Source organism: Paenibacillus agaridevorans (genome assembly GCF_003112455.1).
Lineage (GTDB): Bacteria > Bacillota > Bacilli > Paenibacillales > Paenibacillaceae > Pristimantibacillus > Pristimantibacillus agaridevorans.
On the sequence record NZ_BDQX01000196.1, the window covers coordinates 64,577 to 78,964 of the forward strand.

The 14,388-nt window shown below is 54.8% G+C and carries 10 protein-coding genes; 7 read left to right on the forward strand and 3 right to left on the reverse strand.

Features of this window, described 5'->3' with window-relative positions; all coding sequences use genetic code 11:
- Positions 1-68: 68 nt before the first annotated feature.
- From PAT3040_RS18820 to PAT3040_RS18835, 3 genes are all read left to right on the forward strand, one after another.
- Entirely contained in the window at positions 69-1,295 is a 1,227-nt protein-coding gene (locus PAT3040_RS18820; RefSeq protein WP_258235053.1) for an SPFH domain-containing protein, read from the forward strand.
- Between the two features lie 6 nt (positions 1,296-1,301).
- Positions 1,302-2,039, forward strand: a complete 738-nt coding sequence (locus PAT3040_RS38770) for a hypothetical protein (protein WP_258235054.1) — start codon at positions 1,302-1,304, stop codon at positions 2,037-2,039.
- A 590-nt stretch (positions 2,040-2,629) separates the two neighbouring features.
- Positions 2,630-3,106 carry a hypothetical protein gene (locus PAT3040_RS18835; RefSeq protein ID WP_108993936.1) on the forward strand — a complete coding sequence of 159 codons (477 nt, stop codon included), beginning with the start codon at positions 2,630-2,632 and terminating at the stop codon, positions 3,104-3,106.
- Positions 3,107-3,619: 513 nt separating this feature from the next.
- Here PAT3040_RS18835 and PAT3040_RS18840 read toward each other — a convergent pair.
- Both PAT3040_RS18840 and PAT3040_RS18845 read right to left on the reverse strand, forming a co-directional pair.
- Entirely contained in the window at positions 3,620-4,654 is a 1,035-nt protein-coding gene (locus tag PAT3040_RS18840) for an LLM class flavin-dependent oxidoreductase (RefSeq protein WP_108993937.1), read from the reverse strand.
- A 51-nt stretch (positions 4,655-4,705) separates the two neighbouring features.
- A complete protein-coding gene (locus PAT3040_RS18845; protein WP_108993938.1) occupies positions 4,706-5,491 on the reverse strand; it encodes a DUF4184 family protein in 786 nt (261 codons plus the stop codon).
- A gap of 132 nt (positions 5,492-5,623) precedes the next feature.
- Here PAT3040_RS18845 and PAT3040_RS18850 point away from each other — a divergent pair, with 132 nt between their 5' ends.
- Both PAT3040_RS18850 and PAT3040_RS18855 read left to right on the forward strand, forming a co-directional pair.
- The gene (locus tag PAT3040_RS18850; protein WP_108993985.1) at positions 5,624-9,028 is read left to right on the forward strand and encodes a DEAD/DEAH box helicase; all 3,405 of its coding nucleotides are present in this window, start codon (positions 5,624-5,626) and stop codon (positions 9,026-9,028) included.
- Between the two features lie 100 nt (positions 9,029-9,128).
- Positions 9,129-11,753 (forward strand): winged helix-turn-helix domain-containing protein, encoded by a 2,625-nt coding sequence (locus PAT3040_RS18855; RefSeq protein ID WP_108993939.1) that lies wholly within the window; start codon positions 9,129-9,131, stop codon positions 11,751-11,753.
- 492 nt (positions 11,754-12,245) lie between these two features.
- Here the strand turns inward: PAT3040_RS18855 and PAT3040_RS18860 are convergent, their stop codons facing one another.
- Complete coding sequence (locus tag PAT3040_RS18860; protein WP_108993940.1) at positions 12,246-13,001, reverse strand: RNA polymerase sigma factor; 756 nt, start codon at positions 12,999-13,001, stop codon at positions 12,246-12,248.
- Between the two features lie 183 nt (positions 13,002-13,184).
- On the opposite strand from PAT3040_RS18860, the gene clpP reads away from it, so the two are divergent.
- Positions 13,185-13,769 carry an ATP-dependent Clp endopeptidase proteolytic subunit ClpP gene (clpP, locus tag PAT3040_RS18865; protein ID WP_108993941.1) on the forward strand — a complete coding sequence of 195 codons (585 nt, stop codon included), beginning with the start codon at positions 13,185-13,187 and terminating at the stop codon, positions 13,767-13,769.
- 139 nt (positions 13,770-13,908) lie between these two features.
- Positions 13,909-14,370: a hypothetical protein gene (locus PAT3040_RS18870; protein WP_108993942.1), complete on the forward strand. Its 462-nt coding sequence runs from the start codon at positions 13,909-13,911 to the stop codon at positions 14,368-14,370.
- Positions 14,371-14,388 lie beyond the last annotated feature (18 nt).

Consider the following 14,388-nt stretch of genomic DNA (forward strand, 5'->3'; position numbering starts at 1 on the left):
CGATTTCGATTACTATAGTAGGAGATTATGTTGGGACGATTCTCCAACTATTTAAAGAGGTGACAGTAATGGCATTAATCGATGTTGTCAAATATGATGGTCCTTCCGATGTGTATGCCTGGAAATTCCCGGATCAAGAGTTGGGAACATGGACCCAATTAATCGTTAATCAATCCCAGGAAGCCATCCTGTTTAAAGGCGGCAAAGCGCTGGACAGCTTCGGGCCTGGCCGGCATACGCTAAGCACGGCGAACATTCCCATTCTTAATCATGTCATTAACCTGCCTTTCGGCGGCAAATCTCCTTTCACGGCCGAGGTCTGGTATGTCAACAAGGCCAGCTCGATCGATATTAAGTGGGGAACGAGTACGCCGCTCCAGATTAAAGATCCGAAATACAATATTATCGTTCCGGTGCGCGCATTCGGCCAGTTCGGACTGACCATCGAGGACAGCCGCAAGTTTTTGCTCAAGCTGGTCGGCACGATGCGAGAATTTAACAGGGAAGAGCTGAGCCGCCATCTGCGCGGCGTCGTCATGATGAACATTACGGGGATTCTGACGAGTTATTTGATCCAGAAGGGAATCAGCACGCTCGAGATCAACGCGTTCGTACGGGATCTTTCCACGCACGTGGAGCACGAGATTGCGGTGGAGCTCCAGGATTTCGGCATTAAAGTACATAATTTTTACTTTGAAAATATTAACGTGCCCGAGGACGATCCTTCCATCTCTCAACTGCGCAAGGTGCTGAACAAACGTTTGGAGATGGATGTCGTCGGCTATTCGTATCAGCAAGACCGCTCTCTGAGCATATTGGAAGGAGCCGCAAACAACTCCGGCGGCATGCAGCCGTTATTTATGAGCGCCAGAATAGGAGATTCGCTTGGCAACGCATTTGGCCCCCAAATGACGCAAGTGGCAGGAGCCATGGACGTGGCACCGCCCGGGATATCCTGTTCGGGCTGTCACACGACGAATATGCAAGGCGCGATGTTCTGCAGCGGCTGCGGCAAAAGCTTGACAGCCCCTGCGACGCCGCCCCCTCTTACGGTGCTTCCGCACAATTGCGACAAATGCGGCAAGCCGCTGGTCGCGGGAGCGAAGTTCTGCGCGCATTGCGGCGACCGATACCATGCCTGTCCGTCTTGCGGCGCCGATACCCCAGAGGGCAGCTCCCACTGCAGGGAGTGCGGAACTTCCCTGCCCAAGCCTTGCGTGAGCTGCAAAGAGACGATTGACGGCGGCGCGCGCTTCTGCAATCATTGCGGCGCCGCTCAAACGCAGGGAGGATAAGCCGACATGAGGTCCAGAAACTATGCGCCGATTGCGGCGTTTATCGTCTTCATTGCCATAGCCGTCCTTACATTGGTAATCGTATGGACCGCAAGCCCGCTTCCGACGGGAGATGTGCGGTCACTGGCCGCATTATTCGCCTTGCTGTTGGCAGAGACAGCCGCATGGCTGTACGTCTCGCGGCTTCTTCGAGGCGAGCTTCGCTCCTCAATCGCCGCCTTTGCGGCATTCGGCTATGTGGTTGCGGCTTATTGGCTGGGTACCATTATAGCGGCTTTTCTTGTCTTTCTTCCGGCCGTGCTCTACTTGAGCATCCAGGCGCTGCTGCTAGTTGGAGCGGCTTTAGCGGGAGCCATTCTGTATTTATCGAACAACCACATCAGCGGCGGCGAGCGCAGGGACGAACGTCGCACCGCCGATTGGAATGAGCTGCTAAGCGACGCTCAGCGAGCCAGAGATATGCTTCAGCTATGGAACGAGGGAGAGCGACGTTTGCTGGCGAAGGAGATGGACAAACTGGTCGACTCCATCCGCTATAGCGATCCTGCGACCGTGACCGAGCTTGCTACCGTCGAATATACGCTTCAGATCGACTTGCGTCTGCTGACGGATAAACTAGAATCCCGAAGCGGAGGGAGCGCCGCCGAGCAAGCCGCCTCCGTTCCCGAGCTGCGCCGCGCCATCATCGGTCTTAATAATGACATCAAACAAAGAAACCGGCAGCTAGCGGCAAGCAAAGGTTAGGAAAGGAGAAACGACGTGCGCGTTCTCGGAGCTATTATGTTTATCGTTGGGGTATTGGCGACCGTAACGATGTTTCTGCCCGTGCTCATATTTATTTTTATTGAAAATGACGACATGGCTACTAAAGTTGCGGCAGCTATTATTTTATTGATTTTTTTAGGAACCCCCTGTTTTCTGCTTATTTTTTTCGGAGTCCGATTGTTTCGAAGAAAGAAACCAGCAGTTGAAGCTCCTCGTCCCTACGTTCCGGAGCCTCCGACGGCTGCTCGGCCTGCAAGACCGGCACCGGCACCGGCGCCTCCATCCGACTCTTATTCGAGCTATGAACATAGCAATAACGCACCGGATCAAGTGGATGAGTGGTTGGACACTTTAAACAGGCGGGCCAAGGAATTGAACCAACAACGAAAAGCATCTTCCAGGTCGACTTCGGAGACTTCGGCAGCCCCTTCTCCTCCTCCCGAGCCAAAGACGGCCGTATGCAAAAACTGCGGCGCCTCCAAAAATGTGGCCGGCGGAGAAAAGGCCATTTGCGATTATTGCGGCACTGTCCTGAGCTAAATGGCGCTATCTGAGAGAGGAGGGACATCATGCGCGTATGGGGCACGATTATGTTAACGATTGGCATTATTATAGGAGCTCTGATCTTTCTTCCTGTATTCATCGGCGTTCTTATTACCGAAAAGGACACGCAAAACGTCAACTATTATTTAACTTTTACGGTTATTTTCTTCGGTGTTCCCTCCCTTCTTCTTATTCTGTATGGGAGAAAGCTTCGCCGTAAAGGGCAACTGGCAGCAGAAGAAAACTTCCGTCAGCAGCAATTGCGAAACGGTGCGTCGGAATACGCTGCATTTGGCGACAGGGCAAGGCAAGCTGTACGCCGACCGGCTATGGAGACCATGCAGAACAAACATAACGTTCCGCAAACCGCACCGAAGCTGGTTGTACCGAAAGTAACTGCGCCTCCTAAGACGGTCATATGCCGAAACTGCGGCGCATCCAAAAATATGGTCGTCGGACAAGAAGCAGCCTGCGATTATTGCTCCACCATATTAAAAGCCTAAGGTGAAACGGCTGTCGCCATCCTTTAGTGGCGCAGTAAGTTTCATTTCGAGAATTATAGGTCAAGTATGGGGAAAACTATTAAAAAAGGAGCTTTCCAATAAGTCTCAAAAATAAAAAGGTTGGGCGAGAAAACGCAAGGTTTTCCGCACAACCTTTTTGTGTGCCTGCTTTTTCAGGAAAGTGGCGATGTTGGTGTCTGCCACTTAACATTCAACCAATACGGGGTGTCCAGCATTCCGTTTTCACTGATTTTTTGGATAGCCATTTTGCCAGGTGCCAGCCTGTTTGGTGAATTGTATATGAATTTTCATACACGTTTGGCCAGGAGCCGGCCTTTTCGGTGAATTGTATATGAATTTTCATACACGTTTGGTCAGCCAGGAGCCGGCCTATCATACACACTTACCCCGGTGAAACCACTTGTGTTGAATTTTGTATACAAGCCTCCGAATAATCGAGCCATAAGGACAACGGGCTACCTTAAAAGTTCACTTTCGGACAGCCTCTTCTTCTTATAACCCCGCAATAATTTCGTACGACCGAACGCGCGCGGCGTGATCGAAGATATGGGCGGCGATCATAATCTCGTCTGCGCCAGTCGCTTCGATGTATTGGGACAGCTTCACCTTCACCGTCGCGGGGCTGCCCGCGATGGAGGAGCCCAACTGCTGCTGCAGCATGTATTTCTCCTGCTGCGTCCACAGCGACTCCATATCTTTGACCGGCGGCGGCAGCGGTCCCGGCCGCCCTCTGACAAAGCCCAGAAACAGCTGCTGCATGGAGGTAGCCAGATAAGCGGCCTCCTCGTCGGTGTCCGCTGCCACGACGTTTACCGCGACCATCCCATACGGTTCGTCCAGCACGGCTGACGGCTTAAAGGAGCTGCGATACAACTTCATGGCCGGCACGGTAAACGTTGGAGAGAAGTGGCCAGCGAATGCAAACGGAAGGCCCAATTGCCCCGCCAGCTGCGCGCTGAAATCGCTGGAGCCGAGCAGCCAAATCGGGATGTCGGCGCCTTCGCCCGGGATGGCGCGAACGGCCATCGCTTTTTCGAAGCTCTGCGGGTCCATAAACGCTCGCAGCTGCTCCAGCTGATCCGGGAAGTTGCCGCCATTGGTCCCTCTCTCTCCCCGAAGAGCGGTTGCCGTTAGCTGATCCGTGCCTGGAGCGCGTCCCAGCCCGAGATCGATGCGTCCCGGGAACAGCGCCTCCAGCGTTCCGAATTGCTCGGCAATGACAAGCGGCGCGTGGTTAGGCAGCATAATGCCGCCGGCGCCGACGCGAATATGCGAAGTGCCGCCCGCCACATGGCCGATGACGACCGATGTGGCGGAGCTTGCGATGCTTGGCGAGTTATGATGTTCCGCCAGCCAGTAGCGATTGTAGCCCCAGCTCTCGGCATGCTGCGCCAAATCTAGCGAATTGCGAAGCGACTCCGCGACCGTCCCGCCTTGCACGATCGGTGCAACGTCCAGAACGGAAAACGGGATGCCATAGGAAGCGTGCGGCTTGTTAGGCTGCGACTGAGGTTCTTTTTTGGCCATTATCATGATCACCTGCTGACTTTAGAATACTGTAATTTTATTATATACAGTTTATGAAGTCAAATTTTCCTTAACGACTTTCCTTACAGGCGGAATCCAGGGAGCGAACAGAATCGAAGCGACGATAATGCCCAGCAGAGTGCCGGAGATGGACGAAACCACGAACATGCCTAGCTGATTCGTGCTGCCGAAGTAAGTCCATTTAACAATTATGGCGAGAATAGCGACCGCAAAGACCACGCACCAGTATCCCGTTTTCAAGCCTCGCGAGACGGAAGGTTCGAAGGGAACGTCGCTAGAAGCTTTCTTTAATGTTGCAATCATAACTAGGATAATAACGCTAAGGCCAAGCAGCGATCCTCCGTGCTGCAATAGCTTATAAATAGGGAATCCGAGAAGTTCCTCCCTCAGCACTCCCCACCTGGATACGAAAAAACCGGACTGGTGCGTAAAGGCATCCACAAACACATGCGAGAAAAAGCCGATCGCAATGGAAACGAGAAGCTTCAAGATATCCCCGAGTTTCCGTAGACGCCATTCTCTCTCCCGAATCAAATTCCTCGCTCTGCGATCTAATCCGAATCGGCTTGGCAGACAAGTCGCCAGCGGCTCTTTGATCAGGTAATGGAAAAGTAGCGCCAAGACGCAACTGACAGGCAGCGCAAAAAGATAAAGCCCTTCCAGCGAATGCCCGATCGTCTCTCTTGGCTCGAATGCCCAAAAATATTCGAAATCGGGCGACATGCTTCCCAGCACGAGTCCAGTCAAACTAAACCAGCCGGGCTTTACCAGCTTGAGCGGAGCCGCATACAGCGGATGCGCGAACGTAAATGGCATATCATACCTCCCGGGAATGTGATGCCTGTCTCCTTATTGTCCTCTCATTGTACTATAATGAGATTAACTGTTGCGATGGCGGAATGCCTTAATCCATATCCATTAACGAACGAAGCGTCAAAGGAGAACATCATGTCCGTTTCACTTACTCGAAATCAAATTATAAACCTGTGCGGCCTGGACAACTATGAGAAAGGCGCCGCCTATGCAAGCGAAGGCAAGGTTTCCGTAGAACGCTCCGGCAGCCGTTATTCGGCGACCGTATCGGCCAGTAGGCCTTATGTCGTGCATGTCAGGCTTGGAACGGGCGGCAGCGTCGAGCCGGAATGCGGCTGCTTGTCCAGTCTGGCGGAGGATCAGCATTGCAAGCATATTGCCGCAGCGCTTATCTCTATCGTCGAAGCATCGAGAAAAGGCCGGCTTCGTACAAAGCCCGCGGAGAGCGCAGGCGCCAAAATCTATTTGCAAAGCGCCCCGGATCGCGAGCTCGTCGAGCATCTGCTTGGGCTGTTTGGCGAAGATACCTCCGTACCCGTCAGCTTCGGAAGCCCCTTGCGAGACGATCGGATGGCGCTTAACGTCGAATTCGGCATCCTGCTGCTCCCCGCCCGGGACGGCAGGCATACGATCAGCCTGGATATGAAGATCGGGTTGCAGAAGCTTCACCCCGTCCAGCATTTGGCGGGATTTCTGAGCAGCGTCGAAGAACAACGGGAGTGCCAGACGGCCAAGTCCTTCCGATATACCCCCAAGCAGCATCGTTTCTCTCCCCAGGACGAGCCTGTCATCGAAGCGCTGGTTTCTTCATTAAGAGAGGACGAACGATACCGCTCCGCCATGGCGTCCGGGGCTCTTCCCTCTTTGGGACAGGGACAGGAGGGCAACGAGCGTTTCCTTGTCGTTCCGCCGCATAGCTGGGCGAGACTGCTGACCGTGTTATCCCAAGCATCAAACGCAAAAACGGAAGTGTTTGGCGCTCAAGGAAGAGAACGCTCCAGGCCATCGACCTTCGGCAAGCCTGTGCCAGGTCCTTCGCATGGCCGCTTGCCTCTACAGTTCAAGCTTGATCGTTCCCATGAGGATGACGGTTATTCCCTTACGGCCAGCGGCATCAGAGAAGCGATCGTGCTGGAAGTTTACGGAATGGCCTTTATGGGAGGCGTATTCTATCCGCTCCCCTCCGCCCGCCTTGTTCAGCTGGCCAAGCTGAAGCGGCTGCTGTTTTCCGGGATCCGCGATACGGCCGACGATGAGTCGGTAACAATCGCTGCGGAGCAGATCGACCGCTTTATGGACAAAGTCGTGCCCAGCTTAACGAAGCTTGGGGAGCTGCAGCTTGCCCCTGCTGTCGCGGATCGAATCTGGGTACAGCCGCTGAAGGCGCGTCTCTATCTGGATCGGATTCGCGGGAGACTGCTGGCCGGGCTGGAATTTCAGTACGGCGATATCATCATCAACCCGCTTGAGAACGGGGACAAGCCCCGTGGATCCGAGCGCATTCTAATGCGAGATTCCGAGAAGGAGAAGGAAATTCTGAGGTTGTTCCAGCAGGAGGGGTTCGTAAAAACAGAAGGCGGATATGTAATGGAGGGGGACGACGACGAATTTCTGTTCCTGCACGAGATCGTCCCGCAACTGGAAAAGCTGTTGACCGTCTATGCAACGGCGGCCGTTAAGCTCCGCATCCTTAACGAAACGATCCCGCCCAAGCTGTCTCTTACCTGGGATGAAAAAACGGACTGGCTGGAATTCAAATTCAAGATGGACGGCATCTCCGCGCAAGAAATCAAAGCGGTCGTAGAGGCGGTCGAAGCGAAAAAGCCTTATTACAAGCTGGCGACAGGCGCTTTGCTGCCGCTTAGGACGGAGGCGTTCGAAGCGATGCTGCGCGTCATGAACGGCGTCGGTCTGCATCATCTTGCCCTTCATGGCGATATGGCCAGGGTGCCGATCGGCAAAGCTGCCGCGCTCCTGGATATGCCGGGGTCCGATGCGGTAAAGCTGGGGCGCTCCCTTAAGGAGCTGCTGGACAGCCTGCGCGATCCCGAGCGGCTCGATTTCCCTTTGCCGGAAGCTCTCGGCGGCATCTTGAGAGATTATCAGAAGACCGGCTATCAGTGGATGAAGACGCTCGCCGCCTATCGGTTCGGCGGCATTCTTGCCGACGAGATGGGACTCGGCAAGACGATTCAGAGCATCGCCTTCTTGTTGTCCGTCGCGGATGACATCCGTGCCTCCGGTCGGCCGGCTCTGATCGTATGCCCCGCTTCCCTGATGTACAACTGGCGAGGCGAGCTGACGCGATTTGCACCTGGCTTGCGCACGGTCATCGCGGACGGGAGCAAGGAGGAACGGCTGGACGCCTTGGATTGGACGATTGCAGGCGGTGACAGTGCTGGTGGCGGCGTCAGTCGTGGAAAGCCCGATTTTGATAAGGACGGCGAAGGCGACGGTAGGCCTGACGTCGTTATCGTCTCTTACCCGCTGCTGCGGCGTGACTGGGAGACGTATGCCGCGCATTCGTTCCATACGCTCATCCTGGATGAAGCCCAGGCGTTCAAAAACGTAAATACGCAGACGGCCGGAGCCGTACGTTCGCTGAAAGCCGAATACCGCTTCGCCTTGACGGGCACGCCGATCGAAAATCGGCTCGACGAGCTGTGGTCGATCTTCCGGGCCGTATTCCCCGCGCTCTTCCCGGATCCTCGAGGCTTCGGAGAGCTAACCCGCGAGGAAGTCGCGCGACGCAGCCGTCCGTTCCTGATGCGCCGGCTTAAGTCCGAGGTGCTAAAGGAGCTGCCCGAGAAGATCGAGACGCTTCAGAGCAGCGAGCTGCTGCCGGAGCAGAAAAAGCTTTACGCGGCTTATCTCGCCAAGCTGCGCGAGGATTCGCTCAAGCATCTCGACAACGGCGACGAATTCGGCAAAGCCCGTATCCGCATATTGGCGGGCATTACGCGTCTTCGACAGCTATGCTGCCACCCCGCCTTGTTCGTCGAGGGTTATCAGGGCAGCTCGGCCAAGTTCGAGCAGCTTCTGGAGCTCGTCGATCAATGCCGCAGCGCGGGCAGACGCGCGCTCGTGTTCTCCCAATTCACGGAGATGCTCGGTTTGATCAGCCGCGAGCTTGGCTACAAGGGCGTACCCTACTTCTACCTGGATGGCAGCACGCCAGCCGCCGAACGCGTCGAGCTATGCAGCCGATTCAACGAAGGGGAACGCGATCTGTTCCTGCTCTCGCTGAAGGCGGGCGGCACGGGGCTTAACCTGACGGGAGCGGATACGGTCATTCTGTATGACCTTTGGTGGAATCCGGCGGTGGAGCAGCAGGCAGCGGACCGCGCGCACCGGATCGGCCAGCGCAATGTCGTTCAGATTATACGTCTCGTCTCCGAAGGAACCGTGGAGGATAAGATGGTGGAGCTTCAGCAGCGCAAGTTAACCCTGATCGACGATGTTTTGTCGCAGGACGGCCTTTCCTCCTCCTCGCTGACGGAGGCGGATCTGCGGGAGCTGTTGTCGCTCGGCAATCGCTAGAAGGTTGCGTCTCTACATTTCGACAGCTTTCCCTTATAATAGACAATAACAGCAACACGAACGGAACGGCCTTACTTCGCAGTTGGGAGGAACGATTGGAATGACTGTCATGCACGATCGCGCGGCTCTGGCCAAAATCACATTACCCACCAGAAGAGGCAGATTCGTGACTCGCGAACGGCTGCTTCAGACTCTTAATCGATCCCTCGCCGGCAGGCTGACGATTGTCTGCGCACCGGCCGGATATGGCAAAACATCGCTTCTCGCAGAATGGGGAAATCAAGTCGGACGACCTGTCGCATGGCTCTCGCTGGACGGCGCCGACAATGACAGCAACCGCTTCTGGCGATGCCTGACGCATGCGCTGGCTGCTTCCGTGGACGATCCTGCCGCAGAACGTTTGTATTTGCTCGCGGAGGGAATGAACTCCGTGTCCCGGCTAACCTATATCGATGCTTTGCTGAACGAGCTCGCCCTGGTCTCGCGCCCTCTCCTGTTTATTATCGACGATTATCATGCGATCACAAGCGAGCAGTTGCACGAGCACATCGCTTATTTCATTCAATACATGCCGGATAATCTGCATCTCGCCATAGCAAGCAGGCAGCCGATTCCGTTCCCCACGATGAAGCTTATGATTAGCGGCGAAGCGGCGGAGCTGACCGTCTCCGAATTACGATTTACGCTGGAGGAGACAGAGCTCCTGCTGCGCGACTCCGCCCCTTGCACTGTCGAGTGCCTCATCGAGCTGTTAGATCGGACTGAGGGCTGGATTATCGGCATGATGCTCGTCCGGGTGATGCTGCGATCCGGTCAGACGATGGAACATGCGCTACGCTCCTTCAAGGGCCACGAGCGCCATGTGTCCGATTATCTATTTCAGGAAGCTGTAGCCTCGCTCCCTATCGAGCTCAAAGACTTCCTGCTACGCACATCGTTGTTAACAAACTTCGATGCGTCATATTGCAACGAGGTGACCGGCCGGGATGACGGCGATGTCATGCTGGAGCAAATCCATGAGCTGAATTTATTTCTGCTTCCGATCGGCGAGCGTTCCGGTTATTTCCGGTATCATCGACTTTTCTCCGAATTTTTGGCGGAGACGTTCCGGATGGAGCAACCGGAGGAGTGGCGGCGGACGCACGGCAGAGCAAGCGTCTTGTTCGCCAGGCACGGCATGCTTCATGAAGCCATCGACCATGCCTCGTTTGCCGGAGAATATGACATGATGGAAGAGCTGCTGGGCAGACACATCCGCGATGTCCTGCGCCGCGGCGAATTGGTAACGCTGCTCCGATGGTTCGGCAGCTTCCCGGACGATTATTCGCCCTCGCATGAGATGTCGCTGCTCCATGCCTTCGCGCTCGTGCTGACGGGACAGCTTGAGCCGGCGGAGCATCTGCTCCAGCGGTTGGAGCGGGTGCTGGAGCAGGCCCACGGCTTGCAATCAGAGAACAACGAAGATCTGAAGTCGGGCATCCTGTTCGTCCGATCGAATCTCGTATTCATTAGCGGCGATTATGAGCGTTGGCTGGCATACAGCACTGGCATATTGGATGAACTTCTCCCGGAGAATCCGCTTTTCTACAACTTTAACTACAACCTCAAGGAGCCTTTCGTCCGTAGAACGGTAATGGGGATGAACGGCGTATTATCGCCGACGACCGAGACGATCGCGGAGCTGTTCAGCGGCACGCTGGATTCCCACGGCTGGGACCGCTCCCTTATCAATCTGTACGTCAAACAATCATTGGCGGAAGGTTACTACGAATGGAACCGGTTGAAGGACAGCCTCAGCCTGTTGAGAGGTATCGAGCAAGCGGTGGCGAGTCGCGGCATTCCCGGTCTGCTCATTCCGCATCGGCTTACCGAAGCATCCATCCATAAGGCGCTCGGGGACATAGCTCAAGCGGAGCAGGTCGTCGAGGATGCGTTGCGATTCGCGTCCGGTCTTGAGGACAAACATTGGCTTATCGTGGTATACGCATTCCGGACGAGATTGGAATTATCCATTGGCAGCTTGTCGCAAGCGAAGGATACGGCCAAACATATGTCGGTAACGGCCAGGGAGCTTCCGATATACGCGAAGGAGTACGAATATTTGACGCTTGCCCGCCTGCTGGGACGTCAACGCAAGGAGAAGGAGGCGGTGCGTCTCCTGGAATTATTGAAGCCCCAGGCCAGAAGGGAAGGCCAGTTGAGCAGTCTTGTGGAGCATGCCGTGCTGCATGCCCTCTTCGAATACAAGGTCGGCAACCGGAACTCGGCCTTTACATCGCTTGAAGAGGCGCTCATAATTGGCGCCGAGAACGGATATATCCGCAGCTTCGCGGATGAAGGAGCGGAGATGACCGAGCTTCTGCACCGCTACAAAGAATACGCCGTGGCCCATGGCCGCATTTATTATCCGCGCAGAGGCCGAAAGAGCAGCGTAGATGTGCTGCCTGGAGTAACCGGCTCCTACCTGGATGAGCTGATTGCCGCCTGCCCGGCTCCTGTTCTCCCGCAGGTTAGGAAGGGACGCGCCTCGAAGGAGCCGCTGACGCGCAGCGAGCTCGAGTTGCTGCGCCAGTTGCGAAAGGGAGCCTCCAACAAACAAATCTCCGCCGCCCTGCATCTGTCAGAAGGTACGGTAAAGGTCTATTTGTCCACGCTGTACGGCAAGCTCGGCGTATCCTCCAGGACGCAGGCGCTGATTGCCGCACAGGAGCGCAAGCTGCTCTAGAACCTGAGGGGACATAACCCGTTAAGCCGAAGCGTGCTTGCTGCACGTTGCTTAACGGGTTTATTTGTATGCGGCTTGCACGCTATTTTCGGCGGATCAGGGCCGCGCTGGCTGGCTGGGAGGACGAGCGAATGTGTATGAAAAAGCGAGTTCATTGGATGGGCCGGGCAGGCCCGGTACAGCGCATTATAGCGGGTTTTTCCGCTATATAGGGCGGATCAGCCCCGGCCTTAACCATTGTAGACTACACAGGGAGCCCGTTGTAGTATACTTTTATGCTTCTTTCGGCGATTCAGGCAACCTACGAGCTCACTCTAGTATAATTCGGCGATACGAGCACCAGTGTGACCAACAAAGCTTACTTTTATGCTTCATTAGTAGCAAGGAAATATATCCGGTCAACAGAAACGTCCATTACGCAGCTTTCCCGGCCCAGGTTATCAAGCCACAGAAACAGCATTTACGCCGAATCAGGCCAGAAATCCGCGGACATCAAGCCGACATAAGCATGGAATACGAGGCTTGCGGACCCATCGAGGTTGCACCGTAGCTTGGAGACTGTACGCTCCAGCCAATAACCTCCAGTCTCCCCGCAGAGGTCTGAGGCACATATAGCAGCCGTATTAGCTCGTCGGTTCGGCCAAAAACGTAGGCTTCCCGGACTTGCCGCACCATCGCTTCCGATTCTAAATCTTCCGTTCTCATAACGTGGCCCTTATCGTATTCGCTATCTTGAAGCAACGACGTCCTTACGTCCTCAAGCGCACGACGCGCTCTGTGCAGTGCAGCTTTTACCGCTCCTTCGCTTGTATCCAGCAGTTCTGCAGTCTCCGCGATGGAGTAACCGAGCGTGTCGCGCAGCATGAATACGGTTCGCTGGATCGGCGACATCAGCCGATAGATCGCGGCGATGGCCCGATCCGCTTCCTCCGTATCCTCCTGAGGCGGCTGACCGCCAGCCTCTTGCAGCTTCCCGATACGTTCCCGCAGCATCCGTCTTCGGCGGCATTCGTCGACCCAGCCGTTCTTGGCTACCCGGATCAGGAACGCCTCCGGATTAACGTGACCTTCTATCTTCCGGCTCTGTATCGCCTTCAGCCATGTCTGCTGCGCGAGGTCCTCCGCATCGGGGATAGAACCCGTCAGCGAAATGCAGTACCGGTACAACGAGGCCTGCAACGCTTCCAGCTCCATACTTGCATCCCGTCTCTCGATCCCTCTATCCGCAATGCCATCTTTGCTTATCATTGTCCAGCCTCCTTCACCCGCTGCAAGCGAAGCGGATATCGTCCTTATGGGGTAAACGAACGAATACGTTTAAAAGTTACTCTCCTCGTTATACTTATATCCTATCCCGAACTCGCGTATCCTTCCAGCCCCCTGGATCGTTTACCCGGCGTAATCCAATTCAAACCTACGGGAGGTTACCCCATGAACATTCCAATACCATACGTCGTCGAGCAGACGAACCGCGGCGAAAGATCGTACGATATTTATTCGAGACTGCTGAAGGACCGCATCGTCTTCGTCGGCTCGGAAATTAACGATGCCGTTGCTAACAGCATCATTGCGCAGTTGCTGTTTCTAACGGCGGAAGATCCCGACAAGGACATCCATATGTACATCAACAGTCCGGGCGGCTCCGTGACGGCAGGTCTTGCCATCTATGATACCATGCAATACGTGAAGCCAGAGATCAGTACCATCTGCACGGGCTTTGCCGCTTCCTTCGGCGCCATTCTTCTGCTGGCCGGCCAAAAAGGCAAACGATTTGCGCTGCCTAATAGCGAAATCATGATTCATCAGCCTCATGGCGGCACCAGGGGACAAGCGAGCGATATCGCCATTACCGCCAGACATATTCTTAACACGAGGGAAAAGCTGAACCGCATTACCGCCGAGCGCACCGGCCAGTCGCTGGAGAGAATCGAGCGGGACATGGATCGCGACTATTACATGTCCGCGGAAGAAGCCGTCGAGTACGGCATCATCGACAAGGTGATTGTTCAGCGCTAACGCCGTTCCGGCAACCTGATTCCATCAACTCTATTAAAATAACGGCTCTATCGGGACAGATCGCCTTCGGCAAAAGTACAAGCAAATGCTAGAGCTAAATCATAGCATATAGTACTTTACAAGAAGAAGGTGAAAGCATTTGGCTAAGAACAAATTGTTGTTCAGTACACCCGCTGAAGGCGTATCGCTCCGTACGGGCACAAGCAGAGTATTGACTCGAGACCGACACCATCACCACCATAAACACCACCACCATCATCATCATGATCATCATCATGATCACGATCATGATCATCACCATCACAAAGACAAAGGCGTCAAAGTTAAAAAATATGAAACCATTCGCCTGTTCGCAGAGAACCGCGGCGCATCCGCGACGTCCGTTAATGTCGTCATGACCAGCACGCAGAACGGCAGAACCAACAACTATAGGCTCGCAAGAGTGAGGCTCGCTCCAGGGCAATCGTATACGGACACGTACAGGGTACCCGGCAAATATGTCAACATAATAGCATACTCAACGGGATACTCCGGCGGCTGCGGCGGCAGAGGCAGAGGCAGAATCGACACTATCGACGTGCAACTGTACGGCCGCAAGTAAGTCAAAGAAATGAAAAAG

What these genes read in the sequence shown, in the direction of transcription:
- PAT3040_RS18840 (WP_108993937.1), bottom strand. Translation starts at nt 4,654, where the DNA reads ATGGCCAAAAAAGAACCTCAGTCGCAGCCTAACAAGCCGCACGCTTCC.
- PAT3040_RS18860 (WP_108993940.1), bottom strand. Translation starts at nt 13,001, where the DNA reads ATGATAAGCAAAGATGGCATTGCGGATAGAGGGATCGAGAGACGGGAT.
- PAT3040_RS18850 (WP_108993985.1), top strand. Translation starts at nt 5,624, where the DNA reads ATGTCCGTTTCACTTACTCGAAATCAAATTATAAACCTGTGCGGCCTG.
- PAT3040_RS38770 (WP_258235054.1), top strand. Translation starts at nt 1,302, where the DNA reads ATGAGGTCCAGAAACTATGCGCCGATTGCGGCGTTTATCGTCTTCATT.
- PAT3040_RS18835 (WP_108993936.1), top strand. Translation starts at nt 2,630, where the DNA reads ATGCGCGTATGGGGCACGATTATGTTAACGATTGGCATTATTATAGGA.
- PAT3040_RS18845 (WP_108993938.1), bottom strand. Translation starts at nt 5,491, where the DNA reads ATGCCATTTACGTTCGCGCATCCGCTGTATGCGGCTCCGCTCAAGCTG.
- PAT3040_RS18820 (WP_258235053.1), top strand. Translation starts at nt 69, where the DNA reads ATGGCATTAATCGATGTTGTCAAATATGATGGTCCTTCCGATGTGTAT.
- PAT3040_RS18855 (WP_108993939.1), top strand. Translation starts at nt 9,129, where the DNA reads ATGACTGTCATGCACGATCGCGCGGCTCTGGCCAAAATCACATTACCC.
- clpP (WP_108993941.1), top strand. Translation starts at nt 13,185, where the DNA reads ATGAACATTCCAATACCATACGTCGTCGAGCAGACGAACCGCGGCGAA.